We start from the raw sequence: 19,817 nt of genomic DNA, 5'->3' as shown, positions 1-19,817 counted from the left end.
CTCAATACGCGGGTAGGGGTGACCAAACGGGCGATCCGCGTAGGTGCGGATTTCATGTTCTGGAGACGCACCAGCGCTGGGGGGATTTAGGCTTGTTGTGGTTTTTGATCGAAAGCGGGACGCGGAGCGTCCGGGGCGGCATTCCCACGCAGAGCGTGGGAACGATCAAATCCCCCGGTAGCGCTCATTCAACGCATACAAAATCGCACACGTCTCCCCATCCAGCACTCCGCCATAATCGCGCGGCCGAAAGTGCATCTGAAACGCCCGCGTCCTCCATTCAAACGCCTGTCGATTCCAGGCCGGTTTATACCCGCACCGCTGAAATGCCCGCTCCACCTCTACTTCCGGTGGCAACCCAAGACAAAACCGTCGCTGGTACATCCTGCGCGTAGTGTCATCAAACCAGGCGCCGATTCCGGCCTCGAACAAGCACCGCCAGGGCAACCGAGGCCCCGGATCACTCTTGCGCCAATACGCCACATCCGAATGCCCGAGCACATCCAGAGGCCCCACCTGCGGGTACCGCCCAAGCATGTCGCGAACCAACGCGATCAACGTATCAACCTGCTCCCGGCCATATTCGGGGAAGGTAAAGACCCCGGCATCATCGCGCGCCAAATTGACGATCTCGATGCCGATCGCACGGTTGTTGAGGTTATCCAGCCCGCCCCAGTGGCTCACCCCGGCATGCCAGGCCCGTTTGTCCTCGTCCACCAGGCGAAACACCCGCAGTTCGTCATAACCGGCAGCGCCATAGCTGGGCTCATCAGGGTCAGGAAGCAAATAGTGAGCGCTGACGCCCCCTCGGGTCAGTGTGCGTAAAGACGTTGCAAAGGGCGCTGCGGTGTAATGCAGGATGATCTGCCGCACGGGTTCGCCGTTGCGTTGATTAAAATCCTGGGCGGGGAAACTGCTGTCGATCACTAACACAAGAACCATCCTTTTCAATACAGGCCGAGTCATTCAGCCCGTTCAAACGCAAAAAAATTACCGCCATCCTGAAGGGATGGATTTCAGGCTGGCGGTAACTATTTAATGTTTGAAGAAAAGTGTTCAGCGCCGCAGCGGCATGCCCAAGTCGACCCGCAGGCCGTCCGGTTGACTGTCGAATTTCAGCGAGCAGGAGCAGCGCTGCACAATGGCTTGCACGATCGCCAGGCCCAAGCCACAGCCCTCGCTGCTGCCATTGCGCCAGAAACGTTGGGTGAGGTATTGCAGGTCTTCAGCAGAAATCTGCTTGCCATGGTCGCGCACGCGAAACACCACGGTGTCGGCGCTGGTGAACACGCTCAGCTCAACGCGAGTGTCACCCGGCGTATGGCGCAACGCGTTATCCAACAGGTTACGCAGGGCCGCTACCGCCAGCGCCACCGGCATCTCCACCGGGGATTGTGTGAGGTTTTCCGCCAGGATCAGGTCGATACGGCGGTTATCACCCGCATTGGCATCCTGAATCGCCAGCCGCGCCACTTGTTCGGCGCTTGATTGCAAGCCATCGTCAAACGACAGGCTGCCCTCGACCCGCGCCAGCAGCAGTAACTGCTCCAGGGTGCGATGCAAGCGGTCGGCGCCCTCTTCGGCGTGGGCCAGGGACTGGTCCCGGGCCGCGCCGTCGGTCATGCGGGCCACTTGCAGGTGGGTCTTGATCGCCGTCAGCGGGCTGCGCAGTTCGTGGGCGGCATCGCCGGTCAGGCGGCGCTCGCGCTCAATGGTCTTGGCGATGCGCTGCAACAGTTGGTTCTGGGTGTCGAGCAGCGGTTTCAATTCGCTGGGCAGCGGGTGAATCTGCAGCGGTTCGAGGGAATCGGCACTGCGGCGCATCAGGGCATCACGCATGCGGTTAAGGGGCAGCAGACTTTGGCCGATGCCCAGCCACAACAGGCACAGGCAACCCAGCAGGGCCACGCCCACCGGCACCGAGGCCGCCAGCAGGATCGACAGGTTCAGCGCCTCACGCTCCACCTGGCGGTCGGCGGTGGTGATCAGCAGGTCGCCACGGGACAAGGTGAAGCTGCGCCAGCCCACACCGTCAATCATCTGGTCGCGAAAGCCGCTTTTGCGCGACTCCAAACCTTCATCCGGGGTCATGTGGCTGCGCGCCAGGATTTCCCCGCGCAGGGAGCTGACCTGGCAGGCCATACCGCCTGGCACGTTGAGTTGTTCAGTGCGCAAATGCGTAGGCGCGCCGCTCACACTGGCCAGGCCGGGCATCTGCTCGGTCAGCCCGGCCACCATGCGCGCCGATGCCACCAGGCGCTGGTCGAGGGAAAACATCATCTGGTTGCGCAGATCGTTGAGCATCCAGGCAGCTGCCAGGACCCAGATCAACACAAAAGCAGCGCCCAACTTGAACGTCAGGCGCAGGCGCAAACTCATCACGACGCGTCCTCTCCCCCATCCGCCGTGCCCAGGCGATAACCCAGGCCGCGCACGGTTTCGACGATGCCGTTACCCAATTTGCGCCGCAGGTGGTGGATGTGCACGTTGAGGGCGTTGCTTTCCAGTTCGTCGTTGAAACCGTAGACGCTGTCTTTGAGTTGCTCGCTGGACAGCACGCGGCCCTTGTTATGCAACAGCGCCTGCAACAAGGCTTGCTCGCGACGTGACAGGTCGACCGGCTGGCCGGCCAGGAAGGTTTCGCGGCTGCTGGGGTCGTAGGCCAGTTGGCCATGTTCGATCAGGTTGACCCGACGCCCCGCCACCCGACGCAGCAACGTTTGCAGGCGTGCGGCAAGTTCACGCAGGTCGAAGGGCTTGAGCAGGTAGTCGTCGGCACCGGCTTGCAGGCCGTCGACACGGTTGGTGACCGAGTCGCGGGCGGTGAGGATCAGCACCGGAATTTCCAGGCCCTGGCTGCGCTGTTGTTGCAGCAACTTGAGGCCGTCTTCATCGGGCAAGCCCAGGTCGAGCACCATGATGTCGAACGTGGCGGCCTTGAGCATCGCGCGTGCGGCGGCGGCCGAGGCCACGCGCTCGACGGTAAAACCCTGGGCGCCAAGCCCGGCCACAATGCCGCTGGCGATCAGTTCGTCGTCTTCACAGACCAGTACGTGCATGGTTAACCCTTCATGAAAGATAAGGGAATTAAAGGTCGGGCGGATTAAGCGCCGATTATGCCGTGAAAACCGACAGCCTCAGTTTAGAATAGCGCCCGGTTAATCATCGGTTAATCAACACCACACATTGTGTGCCTAACTTGCATCGAACTAAGGCTTGACCATGCGGCATCTGTTTACCTTTCTGCTGGTGTTATTCGCAGGGTTCGCCCAGGCCGCGCCGGGCAACCCATTCGAGACCAAACCCGATTTCCTGCCGGTGGGCAAAGCGTTCACCTTTACCTCCGAGCGTCTTGAAAGCGGCGAAACCCAGCTGTATTGGCAGATTGCCGACGGATATTACCTTTACCAGCAACGCATGAAGTTCGACGGCCTGGCCGAAAAACCCGTGCTGCCGCAAGGCGAAGCCCATAGCGATGAGTTTTTCGGCGAGCAGCAAGTGTACCGCCAGGGCCTCGAAGTGAAGATCCCGGCCGGTGCCACCGGCCAGGTCAAGCTGGGCTGGCAGGGCTGCGCCGATGCGGGCCTGTGCTACCCGCCGCAGTCGATCACCGTGGACCTGGGCGGCAACCCGGCCGTAGCGGCCACCGCACAAGCCCAGGACCAAAGCCTGGCCAGCGGCCTGCAACAGCGCAGCCTGGGCTGGAGCCTGCTGGTGTTCTTTGGCCTGGGCCTGCTGCTGGCATTTGCCCCGTGTTCGCTGCCGATGCTGCCGATTCTCGCGGGCCTGGTGGTCGGCAGCGGTGCCAGCCCGCGTCGTGGTTTTGCCTTGGCCAGCAGCTACGTGGTGTGCATGGCGCTGGTGTATGCGGCGCTCGGCGTACTGGCCGCGCTGCTCGGCGGCAACCTTGCCGCCCTGCTGCAAACGCCGTGGATCCTTGGCAGCTTCGCCGCGCTGTTTGTGATCCTGGCCCTGCCGATGTTCGGCTTCTTTGAACTGCAACTGCCGGCCTTCCTGCGTGATCGCCTGGACAACGTCAGCCGCCAGCAAAGCGGCGGCAGCCTGGTCGGCGCCGGGATTCTCGGTGCGCTGTCCGGCCTGTTGGTCGGCCCGTGCATGACCGCACCACTGGCCGGCGCCCTGCTGTATATCGCCCAGAGCGGCAACGCGCTGCACGGCGGTTTGATCCTGTTCGCCATGGGCATCGGCATCGGTATTCCGCTGTTGCTGCTGGTAACCGTGGGCAACCGTTTCCTGCCCAAGCCGGGCACCTGGATGAACGTGCTCAAGGGTGTCTTCGGTTTCCTGTTCCTCGGCACCGCCGTGCTGATGATTCGCCCGGTGGTCGGCGAAAGCCTGTGGCTCGGCCTGTGGGGCGTCTTGGCGCTGGTGATGGCCTACTGCGGCTGGACCCTGGCCCGCGAATACGGGCTGGCGGCCAAGGTATTCGGCGCCGGCTCCCTGGTGCTGGGCCTGTGGGGCGCAGTGCTGGTAGTGGGCGCGGCCGGTGGCAGCGACGACCTGTGGCAACCGTTGAAGGTCTACAGCGGCTCGAAGATGGCTGCTGCGCCCAGCGCCCACGACGCCTTCATGACCATCAACGACCCGGCCGTGCTGCAAAGCCAGCTCGACAGCGCCAAGGCCCAGGGCCAATGGGTGCTGGTGGACTACTACGCCGACTGGTGCGTGTCGTGCAAGATCATGGAAAAACAAGTCTTCGGCCAACCCCAGGTGATGGACGCCCTCAAAGACGTGCGCCTGTTGCGCCTGGACGTCACCGCCGACAACGCCGCCAGCCGCGAACTGCTCGGGCGCTACAAGGTGCCGGGGCCACCGAGCTTCGTGTGGATCGGCCCGGACGGTGAAGAACGTCGCGCCCAACGCATCACCGGCGAAGTGGATGCCGCCGCCTTCCTGCAACGCTGGACGCAAACCCGAGACGCGCGCTGATGCTGACCCTGACCATCGGTACGTTCGCCATCGCCCTGAATCACATCCTGCTGATCAGCGCGCTGATCCTCGCCACGCTGGTGGGCTGGCGCGTGGCCAAGCGTGGCGGTGAAAACCCCGAATCGGTGCTGTTCAGCCTGTTTTTGCTGGGCATGCTGGTGGCACGCTTAAGCTTTGTACTGATGTACTGGAGCGACTACAGCCACGACCCACTGCAAATGGTCGACCTGCGCGACGGCGGCTTCCTGGCCTGGCCCGGCGTGATCGCACTGGTGCTGGGCGCCGTGTTCTACGGCTGGCGCCGCCCGGCCATGCGCACCCCGCTGAGTGCCGGGGTGGTCACCGGGCTGGTGTTCTGGGGCCTGACCAGCGTGTCCCTGAGCCTTTACGACAAGGGCTCGCAACTGCCGGACATCACCTTGCGTAACGCCAATGGCGACGTGGTGCAACTGACCGACTACAAAGGCGGCCCGCTGGTGATCAACCTCTGGGCCACCTGGTGCCCGCCGTGCCGCCGCGAGATGCCGGTGCTGGAGCGTGCGCAACACCAGCGCCCGGACGTGACCTTCCTGTTCGTCAACCAGGCCGAAAGCATGCAAAGCGTCAGCACCTTTCTCGCCACCCAAGGCCTGACCCTCGACAACGTGCTGTTTGATGCCAGCGGCCGCCTCGGCCAGGCCGTGGGCTCCATGGCCCTGCCGACCACCCTGTTCTACCAAGCCGATGGGCGCCTGATCAACAGCCACCTGGGCGAGTTGTCCCAGGCCAGCCTGGCCCGTGCCATGGAACCCTTCGACACTGCCCCTGCTGCCACAAGGAAACCGACATGCCAAGACTCCGCCACCTGCTGACCCTGCTGCCGCTGACGCTTGCGGCCACACTGGCCCAGGCCGAAGACTGGCCGGCGCCGATCAAACAGATCGAAGCCAAGGGTGCCAAGATCCTCGGCAAGTTCGACGCGCCCAGCGGCCTCACCGGCTACGCCGCGCAATACCAGAACCGTGGCATGGCCCTGTACCTGACCGCCGACGGTAAAAGTGTGCTGGCCGGTAACCTGTACGACGCCCAAGGCAATGACCTGAGCAGCGCGCCCCTGGAAAAACTGGTGTACGCGCCGATGGCCAAGGAAGTCTGGGCCAAGATGGAACACAGCAACTGGATCCAGGACGGCGACAAAAACGCGCCGCGCATCGTCTACCTGTTCAGTGACCCCAACTGCCCGTACTGCAACATGTTCTGGGAACAGGCACGCCCGTGGGTCAAGGCCGGTAAGGTGCAATTGCGCCACATCATGGTCGGCATCATTCGCGAAGACAGCCCAGGCAAATCCGCCGCGCTGCTGGCCGCCAAAGACCCGCAAAAAGCCCTGGAAGAACACGAAGCCGCCGGCAAGGGCAGCAAATTGCAGGCACTGGACAAGATCCCGGCAGATATCGAAGCCAAGCTCGATGCCAATATGAAGTTGATGGAAGAGCTGGAACTGTCGGCGACGCCGGCAATTTTCTATCGCGATGACAAGGGCGGCTTGCAGCAACAGCAAGGCGCGCCGTCGCCAGACAAGCTGGTGAAGATTCTCGGGCCAAAATAGCCCATCAGATCGTTCCCCACGCTCTGCGTGGGAATGCCTCAGGTGACGCTCTGCGTCACGCTTTGGGACGCAGAGCGTCCTGGGCTGCATTCCCACGCAGAGCGTGGGAACGATCAGTGAAGCTCTGTCGGCGACGCCAGCGATTTTCTATCGCGATGACAAGGGCGGCTTGCAGCAACAGCAAGGCGCGCCGTCGCCAGACAAGCTGGTGAAGATTCTCGGGCCAAAATAGCCCATCAGATCGTTCCCCACGCTCTGCGTGGGAATGCCTCAGGTGACGCTCTGCGTCACGCTTTGGGACGTACAGCGTCCTGGACTGCATTCCCACGCAGAGCGTGGGAACGATCAGTTACAAGCCTTCCAACTCCGCCATCAAATCACTCAAGCGATCCACCTTCTCCGCACTGATCTCATTGGCCGCCAGCCCGTCGATGTACTCGGCCAACTCCGCTACTGTGCTGCACTCGAACATTGCCCGCAGTGGCACATCCCGTTGCAGGGTTTTCTGCACCCGCGAAGCAATCTGCGTGGCCAGCAATGAATGCCCGCCCAACTCGAAGAAGTTGTCCTGCACGCCTACCCGTTCAACCTTCAGCACCTCGGCCCAGATCGCCGCCAAGGTCGCTTCCAGTTCGTTGCGCGGCGCCAGGTAGTGCTGGCTGTGCAGTTGGCCAATCTCCAGGGCCGGCAGAGCCTTGCGGTCCAGCTTGCCATTGGCGTTCAGCGGCAAGCGGTCGAGCCATAGCCAGTGCAGCGGCACCATGTATTCCGGCAATTGCGCGCGCAGGCGCTGCTTGATACGGTCCATGCGCTCACCTGGGTTCAAGGCTTCATCGGCCGCCACCAGGTAACCCACCAAATGCTTGCCGTTGACGCCTTCCTGCACGCCGACTGCCGCATCCCGCACTTCTGGCTGTTCATGCAGGCGCGCTTCGATTTCACCCAGTTCGATGCGGTAACCACGAATCTTCACCTGATGGTCGATACGCCCGACATACTCCAGCACACCATCGCTGCGCCGACGCGCCAGGTCGCCGGTGCGGTACAAGCGCTCGCCCGGCGCGCCAAACGGGTTCGGCACAAACACCTGGGCGGTGCGCAACGGGTCGCTGACATAACCACGCCCTACGCCCGTGCCTGCCACACACAACTCGCCCACAGCCCCTTGCGGCACCAGCTCCAGCGCACCGTCGAGCAGGTACAAACGGTTGTTGTCGGTTGGCGTGCCAATCGGCAGATACGTGCCACGGGTCGACGCCAGGTCAACGCGGAAGAACGCCACGTCATCCGAGCACTCCGCCGGGCCATAAGCGTTGACCAAGCCGATCTCGGGGTAACGCAGCAACCACTGGTGCGCCAGCTCCGGCGGCATGGCTTCACCCGTCGGCAGCATCCAGCGCAAGCCATCCAGGCTCATGCGTTCTTGAGCGAGCATGCCCTGGATCAGCGACGGCACACTTTCCAGCACAGTGATGCCTTGAGCCTGCACATGCGCCAGCAAACCCTGCGGATCATGGGCGATGCTGTTCGGCACAATATCCACCCGCGCGCCAAACAGCGGCGCGGCGAGGAACTGCCACACGGAAATATCGAAGCTCTGCGAAGCGGTCTGCGCGATCACATCTGCCTCGCTCAGTTGCAGATACGGCACCTTGCTCAACTGGTTATTGAGCATGCCGCGCTGTTCCACCATCACGCCTTTGGGCAACCCCGTGGAGCCGGAGGTGTAGATCACATAGGCGAGGTTATCCGGCGCGCTGTAGATGCCCGGGTTTTCCCCACGGCCGGGCACTTCTTCCCAGACCAGCAACTGGCAGTCGGTGCCGTCCAGCAATTCAATCGCCTGCTCGCGGCACGCTTCGGTGCACACCAGCAACGGCGTGCGGCTCAGGTCGATGATGCGGCTCAAACGCTGGCTTGGCAGGCCAGGGTCCAGCGGCAGGTAACCGGCACCGGCCTTGAAACTGCCGATGATCATGCCGAGCAAATCCAGGTTACGCTCGGCCAGCAGCGCCACCGGCTGATCCAGCCCGACACCGGCCTCGATCAGCGCGTAGCCCAGACCGTTGCTGCGGCGATTCAATTCATCGTAGGTCCATTGCTGGTCGAGGCAACTGGCGGCGATGCGCTGCGGATGTTGCGTCACCTGCGCTTCGAACAACTCGATGTAACTGCGCTCCAGCGGGTAGTCGTGCTCGCTCTGGTTGCAGCCGTCGACCAGAAACGCCCGCTCCTGCTCACCGATCAGCGGCAGCTCGGCCATATCACCATGGAAGCCCTGCACCAACGCCAGCAGCAGGCGCTTGAACTCGCCAAGCATGCCTTGCACGGTGGTTTCATCGAAATAACGCTGGTCGTAAGACAGGTGCAGCCCCAGGTCATCACCCGGATAACACACCGCCGTCAGCGGGAAGTTGGTGTGGGTGCGGCCGGAATCCGAGGTGGCGTTCAGGCTTTGCGCACGGTCCAGCACCGACACTTCCACCGGCGCGTTTTCAAACACAAACAGGCTGTCGAACAGCGGCTGGCCCTTGGGCAGTTCGCTGTGTTCCTGGATAGTCACCAGCGGCAGGTATTCGTATTCACGCAGTTGCATATTGCTGTCGAGCAGGCCGCTCAGCCACTGGCGCACGCTGCAAGGCTGGTCGTCTTGCGGCAGTTTCACCCGCAGCGCGATGCTGTTGATGAACAGGCCGACGGTGCGTTGCATCTCGGGCATTTCCACTGGGCGCCCGGCCACCGTGACGCCGAACAACACGTCTCGCTCACCGCTCAATCGCCGCAGCACCAAGGCCCACGCCGCCTGGGCGAAGGTGTTGACGGTGAGTTGATGGGCCTGGGCCAGTTCGCGCAATTGCGCACCGTCGCGGGCATTCAGGCGGGTGTAGCAATCGCCCACCACCATGCCGCCGCTGTGGCCTGCGTGTTCACGCAGGAACGGCCGGTCGCTCGGGATCGGCGTGGTGCGCTCGAAGCCTTGCAGGTTCTGCTGCCACCACTGGCGCGCTTCATTCAGGTTCTGGCGTTGCAGCCAGGCGATGTAATCGCGGTAGCGTGGCGGTGTGGCCAATTGTGCATCGCGGCCCTCGCCCAAGGCCATGTAGATATCGAAGAAATCATTCATCAGCAACGAGCGGCACCAGGCATCGATGAGGATGTGGTGGTTGCTCATCATGAACCAGTAGCGCGCCTCGCCCACGCGGATCAGGCGCAGGTGGAACGGCGCCTGGTTGAGCAGATCAAACCCGGCTTCGCGCTCGGCCTTGAGCAAGGCTTGCAGACGCGGCTCCTGTTCGGCTTCGGCGTCATTGCTCCAGTCCAGGTAGTCAATCGGCGTGCTGCCCGGCTTGTGGATCACTTGCAGCATGTCCTCGCCGACGTTCCAGCAGAACGACGCACGCAAGGCTTCATGCCGGGCGATCACCGCCTGCCAGGCCTGGGCGAAACGCTCGGGGTCCAGAGCGCTGTTGATGCGGTAGCGGTCCTGCATGTAATAGAGGCCGGTGCCCGGTTCCAGCAAGGTGTGCAGCAGCAGGCCTTCCTGCATCGGCGTCAGCGGGTAAACGTCTTCGATGACATTGGCCGGCACCGGCAGGCTGTCGAGCTGTGCTTGAGTCAGGTGCGCCAGCGGGAAGTCGGACGGCGTCAGGCCGCCCGCCTCGTCGTTGAGGCAATGCGCGATCAGGCTTTGCAGCTCGCTCAAGTACGCCTGCGCCAGTTCACGGATGGTCTGTGGGTCATGGCGCTCACGGCTGAAGGTCCAGCGCAGCAGCAACTCACCGCCATACACCTGGCTGTCGACACTCAGCTCATTGGGCAGCGGCGCATCCGGATCGTGGGCCAGGCCCGCCGATTCATCCAGCGGATGAAACAGCGCATCGGCGCCAAAGCTCTGGTCGAACTGACCGAGGTAGTTGAAGGTGATCTGCGCCGTCGGCAGCGCGGCCATGGCCTGCTTGCACTGGTCGTCCGCCAGGTAGCGCAGCACGCCATAACCCAGGCCTTTATGCGGCACGCCGCGCAGTTGTTCCTTGATGGCCTTGATCGAGTCGCCCTGCCCGGCGTGCGGTGTCAGGCGCAGCGGGTAAGCGCTGGTGAACCAGCCGACGCTGCGGGTCAGGTCGATCTCATCGAACAGGGGTTCACGGCCATGGCCTTCCAGTTGAATCAAGGTCGAGGCGTGCCCCGTCCAGCGGCACAGCACGCGGGCCAAGGCGGTCAGCAGCAGGTCGTTGACTTGGGTGCGATACGCGCTCGGCGCCTGTTGCAATAACTGGCGGGTGTGTTCGGCGCCCAGGCGCACGCTGACGGTCTCAGCCTCGCGGTTGCGCAGCGAACCCTGTGCACGCGCCACTGGCAGTTCCACCGCAGGACCGGCCAGTTGGTCTTGCCACAGGCTCAACTCTTCACGCAGGGATTCGCTGCCGGCATAAGCGCGCAAGCGCGCAGCCCAATCGCGCAATGCGCTGGTTTTGGCCGGCAGGCTGACGGACTGGCCGTCGCTCAACTGGCGGTAAACCGTTTGCAGGTCCTCCAGCAGAACGCGCCACGACACGCCGTCCACCACCAGGTGATGAATCGCGATCAACAGGCGTTGCTGGCCTTGCGGGCCGTCCACCAGCAAAGCCCGTAACAGGGGGCCATGCTCAAGGTTCAGGCTGCGTTGAGTGTCAGTGAACAGCGCGGTGCAACCCTGCATGTCGCGCACTTGCGCCTGCATCAGCACGCCGCCTTGGGGCACGGCCAAGTGCTCGGCATGCCAGTGTGCGTCGCGCTTGGAGAAGCTCAGGCGCAAGGCGTCGTGATGCTCCAGCACCGCCAGCAGCGCTTGCTCCAGGCGATGGGGCTCCAGCAATTGCAGGGGCTTGAGCAGCAATGCCTGGTTCCAGTGCTGACGGTTGGGGATCTCGGTATCAAAGAACCAGTGCTGGATCGGCGTCAGGCCCGAGCTGCCGGTGAGCAGGCCTTGCTCGGCGGTCACCTGTTCGCTACGCGTGGCCACAGCGGCCAGGGTTTGCACGGTCTGGTGCTGGAACAAATCCCGTGGGCTGAAATGAATCCCGGCCTGCCGCGCACGGCTGACCACCTGGATCGACAGGATCGAGTCACCGCCCAGCTCAAAGAAGTTATCGTCCAGGCCGACTTGCTGCACGTTCAACACCGCGCACCAAATGGCCGCCAGGCTCTGCTCCAGCTCATTGCGCGGCGCCACGTAGGTTTGGCGATTGGCCTCAGGGTCGGGCTGCGGCAAGGCGCGGCGGTCGAGTTTGCCATTGGCGGTCAGCGGCATGCTGTCGAGCACGATCAGGTGCGCGGGCACCATGTAGTCCGGCAGCTGCGCCTTGAGGTGCGCCTTGAGTGCATCACGCAAGGCAGCAGGGTCGGCGTCGCTGACCAGGTAGGCCGCCAGCTGTTTACCACTGGCTGAATCCAGCGCCAGCACCACGGCTTCGCGCACGGCTGCGTGCTCCAGCAGCCGGGTTTCAATTTCGCCCAGTTCAATACGGAAACCGCGAATCTTCACTTGATGGTCGACACGGCCCAGGTACTCCACCAGGCCGTCGGCGCGTTGGCGCACCAGGTCGCCGGTGCGGTACAAACGGCCGCCATCGGCAGCAAACGGATCGGCGACAAAACGCTCGGCCGTCATGCCCGCACGTTCGTGATAACCCTGGGCCAGACCTGCCCCGCCGACATACAGCTCGCCGGTCGCGCCTTGGGGCACCAGCGCCAGGTCGGCGTCGAGAATGTAAGCCACGCGAGCACCGATGATGCTGCCGATCGGCACGCTGGCGGCGCCCTCTTCCAGCACCTGCGGCGCCAGGCTGGCCAGCGGCATCACCACGGTTTCGGTCGGGCCATAGGCATTAAAAAATAGCTCGGGCTGGAACGCTGCACGGATGCGCTGCAAGTGCTCGCCGGTCAGCGCCTCGCCGCCGGTAATGCACATGCGCACCGGCAGAGTCTGTTGCTGGGTGGCCAGCCATTGCGCCAACTGGCTGCCGTAGCTGGGGGTAAAGCCGAGGATAGTGATGCCATGGGCGCGGATCAGCGCGCAGATTTCTTCGGCATCCCACTGGCCTTGGGCGCGCAACACCACCTGCGCACCGCTGAGCAGCGGCACCAGTAGACGCTCGGTGGCGGCGTCAAAGTTGATGGAGTAGAAGTGCAGCTCGCAATCATCCGCGCGCATGCCAAAGCGCTCGATCACGGCCTGGCAATGCATGGCGATTTCACCATGGGACACCACCACGCCTTTCGGCTTGCCGGTGGAGCCGGAGGTGTAGATCAGGTACGCCTGATGTTGCGGCAGGCTGATAAAGGGCAGCGCGTCGGTGGGGTAGTTGGCCAACACCGGCAAGTCATCTTCCAGGCACCAGCAGGCGACCGTCGCCGGCAATTCGCCAAGGGCTTCGAACATCGCCGCATCGCTGAGCAGCAGGCCGATGCCGCTGTCTTCGATCATGTAGTGCAGGCGGTCGAGCGGGTATTCCGGGTCCAGCGGCACATAAGCGCCGCCGGCCTTGAGGATCGCCAGCAGGCCGATAACCATTTCCAGCGAACGCGGCAACGCCAGGCCGACCCGCACCTGCGGGCCAACACCGCGCTCACGCAGCATCCACGCCAGGCGGTTGGCGCGCTCATCCAGTTCGCGATAGCTGAGCGTCACCCCGGCAAAGGTCAACGCCGGTGCATCGGGGCGGGCCAAAGCGTGTTGGCTGAACAGCGGGTGAAGGCACTGATCCAGACGGTGTTCACCCGCCTCGATACCCAGACTGCTCTGCAAGGCGCGCTGCTCAGTGGCGGTCAGCAAGGGCAACTCGCTCAGTCGCTGTTGCGGGTTAGCGATCAACGCTTCCAACAGGTTTTGCCAATGTGCGGCCATCCGCGCAATACGCGGCTCGTCGAACAGGTCGGTGCTGTAGGTCAGGCAGCAACCCAGGCGATGGTCGAGGTCGGTGACTTCCAGGTTGAGGTCGAACTTGGTCGCCCGCGCATCGTTGACCAGGTACTCGACGGTCATGCCTGCCAGTTGGCGGCTCTGCTGGAATTCCCAGCGCTGCACGTTGCACATCACCTGGAACAGCGGGTTATACGCCGCGCTGCGCGGTGGCTGCAGGGCTTCCACCAGATGATCGAATGGCAGGTCCTGGTGCGACTGGCCTTCGATCACGGTATGGCGTACCTGCTCGAACAACTCGGCCACATTCATCTGTCCATCGAGCTGGCAACGCAGCACCTGGGTGTTGAGGAACGCGCCGATCAGCCCTTCGCTTTCCGGGCGAATGCGGTTGGCCACCGGCGCGCCGATGCGCAGGTCGGTCTGGCCGCTGTAGCGGTAGAGCAGCACCGCCAGGGTGGCGGTCATGGTCATGAACAAGGTCAGGCCGCGTTCGGCATTGAAGGCACGCACGCGAGCGGCCAAATCATCGCTCAGGTCAAAGCGGTACAGCTCGCCCTGATGGCTTTGCACGGGCGGGCGTGGGCGGTCGGCGGGCAGTTCAAGCAAAGGATGTTCATGGCCCAGCTGGGCGGTCCAGTAGTCCAGTTGGCGCTGGCGCTCGCCAGCCTCCAACCACTGGCGCTGCCACACGCTGTAGTCCAGGTATTGCACCGCCAGCGGCGCCAGCGGCGAATCGCGTTCGTCGATAAATGCCTCGTACAGCGCGCCGAGTTCACGGGCGAAGATGTCCATGGCCCAGCCTTCGGTGACGATATGGTGCAGGGTCAGCACGAAGTAGTGCTCCTGCTCGCCGGCCTTGACCACGCAGGCGCGCAACAACGGCCCGGTTTCCAGATTGAACGGGGTGTGGGCTTGTTGATCGGCGAAATCTTGCAGGCGCTGCTGACGCTCGGTTTCATTGAGCGCGGAGAAATCCTGCCAATCCATGCGCAGGCCGGTTTGCGCCGAGACCTTTTGGTACGCCACGCCATCGACGCTCGGGAAGGTGGTGCGCAGGGTTTCGTGGCGCATGATCAAGGCTTGCAACGCGGCCTCAAAACGCCCCACATCCAGCACGCCACGCAGGCGCGCCATGCCGCCGACGTTGTAGGCCGGGCTGTCGGGTTCCATCTGCCAGAGGAACCACATGCGTTGTTGGGAATAGGACAACGGCACCGGCGCGCTGCGGTCGACCCTGGCAATAGCGGTTTGCTGATTGCGTTGGCCAGAGGCCTGGATCAAGCCGACCTGCTCGGCAAATGTGCCCAGTTCGCTGGCTTCGAACAAGGTGCGCAACGGCAATTCGACGTCACAGGCCTGGCGGGTGCGCGAGATGATTTGCGTGGCCAGCAACGAATGGCCACCCAGGGCGAAAAAGTCGTCGCGCAGGCCGATACATGGCTGGCCTAACACCTCGCGCCAGATCGCGGCAATTTGTTGTTGCAGCGGCGTTGCAGGCTCGATGTGTTCACGGGTTTGCCACACCGGTTCGGGCAAGGCCCGGCGGTCGAGTTTGCCGCTGGGGCTCAGGGGCATGGCGTCCAGGCGCATCAGTAATGCGGGCACCATGTACTCCGGCAACTCGGCGGCCAGGGCGGTTTTTACCGCTTGCTCGGTAAGCTGCGCATGCGCGGTGTAGTAGCCGATCAGTTGTGCATCACGCACCAGCACCACGGCTTGTGCGATGCCGTCCAGGGCTAGCATCCGGGCTTCGATTTCTTCGGGTTCTACACGAAAGCCACGCAATTTGACTTGTTGATCGAGGCGGCCCAGGTACTCGAGCACGCCATCGGCGCTCCAACGCACGCGGTCACCGGTGCGATACAGGCGTGTGCCGGGTTCGCCCAACGGGTCGGCGACAAAACGCTCGGCGGTCAGCCCGGCGCGGCCCAGGTAACCGCGCGCCAGGCCGATGCCGCCGATGCACAGCTCGCCCGGCACACCGGCCGGCAACGGGTTGAGTTGCTCATCCAACACGCGGCAGATCACATTGCCCAGCGGCCGACCGATGGGCGAGCGCTCGCCGTCCTCGGCGTGACAATGCCAGTGGGTCACGTTGATCGCGGTTTCGGTCGGGCCATACCGGTTGTGCAGTTGCACCGCCGGCAACTGCGCCAGCACGCGGTTACGCAGCTCGGCAGGCAAGGCTTCACCGCCGGAGAACAGACGTCGCAGGCTGGTGCACTCAGTCACCAACGGCTCATCGATAAACAGCTGCAGCAGCGGCGGCACAAAGTGCAGCGTGGTGACGCCGTGTTCCTGTACCAGCTGCGCAATGCGGTGCGGATCGCGATGTTCGCCAGGGCCGGCCAGCACCAGGCGGCAGCCGGTGATCAGCGGCCAGAAGCACTCCCACACCGACACGTCAAAACTGATCGGCGCCTTTTGCATCAGCACATCGGTGTCGTTGAGTTGATAGGTGGCCTGCATCCACTGCAAGCGTTCGGCCAGCGCCGCATGGGTATTGCCCACGCCTTTGGGCTGGCCGGTGGAGCCGGAGGTGTAGATAACGTAAGCGAGGTTGTCGCCATTCAAATGCAGGCCCGGCGCCTGGGTCGGCCAGCTGTCCAGATGCAGGCTGTCCATGGCGATCACGCACACGCCTTCGGTGGCCGGCAGCAGTTCAAGCAGTGCGGTTTGAGTCAGCAGCAGGTGCACGCCGCTGTCCTTGAGCATGTAGGCCAGACGCTCGGCGGGGTAATCCGGGTCGAGGGGCACATAGGCGCCACCGGCCTTGATGATTGCCAACAGGCCAATCAGCAGCTGCGGCGAACGCTCGGCGGCGATGGCCACGCACACATCCGGGCCGACGCCTTTGTCACGCAGGTAGTGGGCCAGGCGATTGGCCTGGGTGTGCAGTTGGGCGAAGGTCAGGCTGCCGTCTTGCCAGACCAGCGCGGTGCTGTCCGAAGTCTGTTGGCCGAGCAATTCGGGCAGCCACTGCCGGGCCGGAGCACACGGAGCCTCGCTCCATGGCTGCTGCTCGTCTGTGTGCATCAGCTTGAGGTCGCCGATGGCTTGCTCGGGCTGCTCGCACACTGCTTGCAGCAGGCTGACGAAATGCTCGGCCAGGCGCTGGATGGTCGCGCTGTCGAACAGCTCATCGGCGTAGTCGAACGCCAGGCTCAGGCGCCCGTTGCGGTCTTCTTCAGAGTGCAGTTGCAGGTCGAACTTGGCTTCGCGGCTATGCCATGGCAGCTCTTCGGCAAGCATGCCCGGCAAGCGGCGCAAGGCGCTCAAGTCGCGCTGCTGGTGGTTGAACATGACCTGGAACAGGCCTTGTTCGCGGGCCTGGGGGAAGGCTTCCAGCAGTTGTTCGAAGGGCAGGTCCTGGTGGGCCTGGGCACCCAGTGCAGCCTGGCGCGTGGCAGCCAACAGCTGATTGAATGGCAGGCGCCCGTCCAGTTCGGCGCGCAGCACCAAGGTGTTGATGAAGAAGCCGATCAGGCCTTGGGTTTCCTGGCGCGGGCGGTTGGCGTTGGGCACGCCGATACGGATATCGCGCTGGCCGCTGTAGCGGTAGAGCAGGCTCTGGAACGCCGCCAGCAACACCATGAACGGGGTGGACTCATGGGCTTGAGCCACCTGGCGAATCGCTTCGCTGAGCGCTGCGTTCAAGCGCACGCTATGGCGCGAGGCACTGTTGATGCGCTGCGCAGCGCGTGGATGGTCGGTGGCCAGGCTCAGGGCCGGGTGCTCGTCACCCAATTGCGCCTTCCAATAAGCCAATTGCCGCTGGCCTTCGCCTTCGGCCAGCCATTGGCGTTGCCAGCTGCCGTAGTCGGCGTATTGCAGGGCCAGTGGCGGCAGCTTCAGGCTTTGGCCCTGGATCGCGGCGGCGTAGAGGCGCGAGAATTCGTCGATCAGAATGTTGAGCGACCAACCGTCGGCGATGATGTGATGCAGGGTCACCAACAGTTGGTGATCTTCATCGTCCAGGCGCACCAGCGTTACCCACAGCAACGGGCCTTTTTCCAGGTCGAACAGGGTGCGCGCCTCGTCCTCGCGGATCTGCTGTGCGCGGGCTTCGCGTTCGGTGGTTGGCAGGTCGCTGAGGTCGATCACTTGCAGCTCGAAACCCGTGCTGGCCTCGACGCGCTGGAAGGCTTGGCCATCGCGCTCATAGAAGCGCGTGCGCAGGGCTTCGTGGCGCTGGATCAATTGCTGGAAGCTGGCGCGCACCGCATCCTCGTCCAGCTCGCCGCGCAACCGCAGGGCACCGGGGATGGTGTAGGCGCTGCTGTGCGGGTCCAGTTGCCAGGTGATCCACAGGCGGTTCTGTGCCAGGGATTGCGGCAGGTCGTCCTGGCGTGACAAGGCCTGGATCGCGCCTTGAGCAATGCCGCCGTCCTGCTGCAGCTGCGCCACCTTGGCGGCGAACGCCGAGAGCGTCGGCGCTTCGAACAGCAGGCGCAGGTTCAGCTCCAGGCCCAGGGTTTCACGCAGGCGCGCGACCACTTGGGTGGCAGTGATGGAATTACCGCCAAGCAGGAAGAAATGGTCATCGGCCGCCACCGTTGCGACCTGCAACTGCTCGCACCAGATCGCTGCAATCTGCTTTTGCAGCTCGGATTCAAGCAGCGATTCACCGGCCTGAGCTTGCAGATTCGGGAACTGCGCGTAGCTGTCGAGGCTGCCATCGGCATGACGCAGCGCGCAGGCCGAACGCTGCACCTTGCCGCTGGAGGTTTTGGGCAAGGCGCCGGGGTTGAGCAGTACCACCACGCTCGGGGCTTCTTGATACGCCTCGGCCACCGCTTGGCGAATCGCCTTGATCAAGGCGTCGGGCGGCAGGATTTTCTGCACGCTGCGGCTGATTTCTGCGGCGATGCCGATGCCTTCCAGGCCTTGGTGATTCACGGCAAACGCCGCGACCCGGCCTTTGCGCACCACCTCGACTTCGCGCTCGACGGTCTGCTCGATGTCCTGCGGATACAGGTTGTGACCGCGCACGATCAGCAGGTCTTTGAGGCGGCCGGTGATGTACACCTCGCCGTCGCGGATAAAGCCCAGGTCGCCGGTGCGCAGCCAGGTGCGGCCGGCGTGTTGCACGAAAGTTTTGGCGCTGGCCTCGGGGTTGCGCCAGTAGCCGTGGGCGATGCTGGGGCCGGCGGCCCAGAGTTCGCCGACACGGTTGTCGGGCAGTTCGGTGAGGGTGTGCGGATCGACGATCAGCACCGCATGCTCCGGCTGGCTGGTGCCGCAACTCATGATCGCGCTGCCCTGCCCCGGTTCGGCACGGTTGGCGGCCAGCGCCTGCTCATCCACACGCAACGCGGGGATGCCTTGACCACGGGAGCCACCGGCAACGAACAAGGTCGCCTCGGCCAGCCCGTAGGAGGCGAAAAAACTGTTCGGGGTGAAACCACAGACCGCGAACTTTTCGGCGAAGCGTTCCAGGGTGTCGAGGCGGATCGGCTCGGAACCCGAATAGGCCACGCGCCACTTGCTCAAATCCAGACGTTCCAGCGCGGTTTCACTGACCCGCTCACTGCACAGCCGATAGGCGAAATCCGGCCCGCCGCTGATGGTGCCGCCGTATTCGCTGATCGCTTCGAGCCAGCGCAATGGCCGGCCGAGGAAGTACGCCGGCGACATCAACACACAGGGCACGCCACTGAAGATCGGTTGCAGCAAGCCGCCGATCAGGCCCATGTCGTGGTACAGCGGCAGCCAGCTGACGATCACATCATCCGGGTGCAGATCAATGCCGAAGCCACGACGGATCAGCACTTCATTGGCCACCAGGTTGCCGTGGCTGACTTGCACGCCTTTAGGCAGTGCGGTGGAGCCGGAGGTGTATTGCAGGAAGGCGATGTCGTGCGCTTGCAGCTCGGGCTCGACCCAATTGCCGGCGTTTTCGAGCGTATCGACGCTCAACACCGGCGGCGCGTTTTCGATCTGCGCCAGGCCGTCGGCGAGGCTGGCGATGGTCAGCAGCAAGCGCGGCTCGGCATCGCTGATGATCGACAGCAGGCGCTCCTGATGATGGCGCTTGGTGGACTCCGGCGGATAGGCCGGCACCGCGATAACCCCGGCGTACAGGCAACCAAAGAACGCCGCGACGTAATCCGGGCCGCTGGGAAACAACAGCACCGCACGGTCGCCCAATGCCGCATTGGCCTGCAAGGCGGCGGCGATGGTGCGGGCGCGCTGGTCGAGGTCGCGGTAACTGAGCACAACGCTGTCTGTGGCGGATTCGGCCAGGAAGCGCAGGGCTACCTGGTCCGGGGTCTGCGCGGCGCGATGTTGAAGGGACTGGACCAGGGTGCGGGGAAGTTCGAAGGCGTCCATCATGGGGTTCCTGCCTGAAATCGGCTTACGGGAAAATCGGGA

Annotated in this window: 7 protein-coding genes and 1 pseudogene; 4 read left to right on the top strand and 4 right to left on the bottom strand. The window is 63.6% G+C overall.

Translation table 11 applies throughout. The features are described 5' to 3' along the window. Positions 1-165 precede the first annotated feature (165 nt). The 3 genes from AOA59_RS10660 to AOA59_RS10650 all read right to left on the bottom strand — a co-directional run bounded on the left by AOA59_RS10660 (position 166) and on the right by AOA59_RS10650 (position 3,059). The gene (locus AOA59_RS10660) at positions 166-933 is read right to left on the bottom strand and encodes an N-acetylmuramoyl-L-alanine amidase (protein WP_099487392.1); all 768 of its coding nucleotides are present in this window, start codon (positions 931-933) and stop codon (positions 166-168) included. 123 nt (positions 934-1,056) lie between these two features. Next, positions 1,057-2,379 carry an ATP-binding protein gene (locus AOA59_RS10655; RefSeq protein ID WP_065911500.1) on the bottom strand — a complete coding sequence of 441 codons (1,323 nt, stop codon included), beginning with the start codon at positions 2,377-2,379 and terminating at the stop codon, positions 1,057-1,059. Next, complete coding sequence (locus AOA59_RS10650) at positions 2,379-3,059, bottom strand: response regulator transcription factor (protein WP_017134987.1); 681 nt, start codon at positions 3,057-3,059, stop codon at positions 2,379-2,381. Before AOA59_RS10650 ends, AOA59_RS10655 begins: the two co-directional genes overlap by 1 nt. A gap of 163 nt (positions 3,060-3,222) precedes the next feature. Here AOA59_RS10650 and dsbD point away from each other — a divergent pair, with 163 nt between their 5' ends. The 4 genes and pseudogenes from dsbD to AOA59_RS10630 form a co-directional block, all read left to right on the top strand. Next, positions 3,223-4,950: a protein-disulfide reductase DsbD gene (dsbD, locus tag AOA59_RS10645; RefSeq protein ID WP_099487228.1), complete on the top strand. Its 1,728-nt coding sequence runs from the start codon at positions 3,223-3,225 to the stop codon at positions 4,948-4,950. Further along, a complete protein-coding gene (locus tag AOA59_RS10640; protein ID WP_099487226.1) occupies positions 4,950-5,801 on the top strand; it encodes a TlpA disulfide reductase family protein in 852 nt (283 codons plus the stop codon). Before dsbD ends, AOA59_RS10640 begins: the two co-directional genes overlap by 1 nt. Next, positions 5,777-6,538, top strand: a complete 762-nt coding sequence (dsbG, locus tag AOA59_RS10635; protein WP_099487224.1) for a thiol:disulfide interchange protein DsbG — start codon at positions 5,777-5,779, stop codon at positions 6,536-6,538. The genes AOA59_RS10640 and dsbG overlap by 25 nt, the downstream gene beginning before the upstream one ends. A gap of 124 nt (positions 6,539-6,662) precedes the next feature. Further along, a pseudogene (locus AOA59_RS10630) lies at positions 6,663-6,770 on the top strand (thiol:disulfide interchange protein DsbG); the annotation flags it as partial. 117 nt (positions 6,771-6,887) lie between these two features. On the opposite strand, the gene AOA59_RS10625 reads toward AOA59_RS10630, so the two are convergent. After that, positions 6,888-19,778, bottom strand: a complete 12,891-nt coding sequence (locus AOA59_RS10625) for a non-ribosomal peptide synthetase (protein WP_099487222.1) — start codon at positions 19,776-19,778, stop codon at positions 6,888-6,890. Positions 19,779-19,817: the final 39 nt, after the last annotated feature.

Source organism: Pseudomonas sp. 2822-15, from assembly GCF_002742515.1.
Taxonomy (GTDB): domain Bacteria; phylum Pseudomonadota; class Gammaproteobacteria; order Pseudomonadales; family Pseudomonadaceae; genus Aquipseudomonas; species Aquipseudomonas salomonii.
Note: the sequence above shows the minus strand (reverse complement) of the source record. Positions and strands in the feature narration are given on the sequence as shown.

Coding starts and splice junctions, on each gene's coding strand:
- AOA59_RS10650 (WP_017134987.1), bottom strand. CDS start 3,059: ATGCACGTACTGGTCTGTGAAGACGACGAACTGATCGCCAGCGGCATT.
- AOA59_RS10640 (WP_099487226.1), top strand. CDS start 4,950: ATGCTGACCCTGACCATCGGTACGTTCGCCATCGCCCTGAATCACATC.
- dsbG (WP_099487224.1), top strand. CDS start 5,777: ATGCCAAGACTCCGCCACCTGCTGACCCTGCTGCCGCTGACGCTTGCG.
- AOA59_RS10625 (WP_099487222.1), bottom strand. CDS start 19,778: ATGATGGACGCCTTCGAACTTCCCCGCACCCTGGTCCAGTCCCTTCAA.
- dsbD (WP_099487228.1), top strand. CDS start 3,223: ATGCGGCATCTGTTTACCTTTCTGCTGGTGTTATTCGCAGGGTTCGCC.
- AOA59_RS10655 (WP_065911500.1), bottom strand. CDS start 2,379: ATGAGTTTGCGCCTGCGCCTGACGTTCAAGTTGGGCGCTGCTTTTGTG.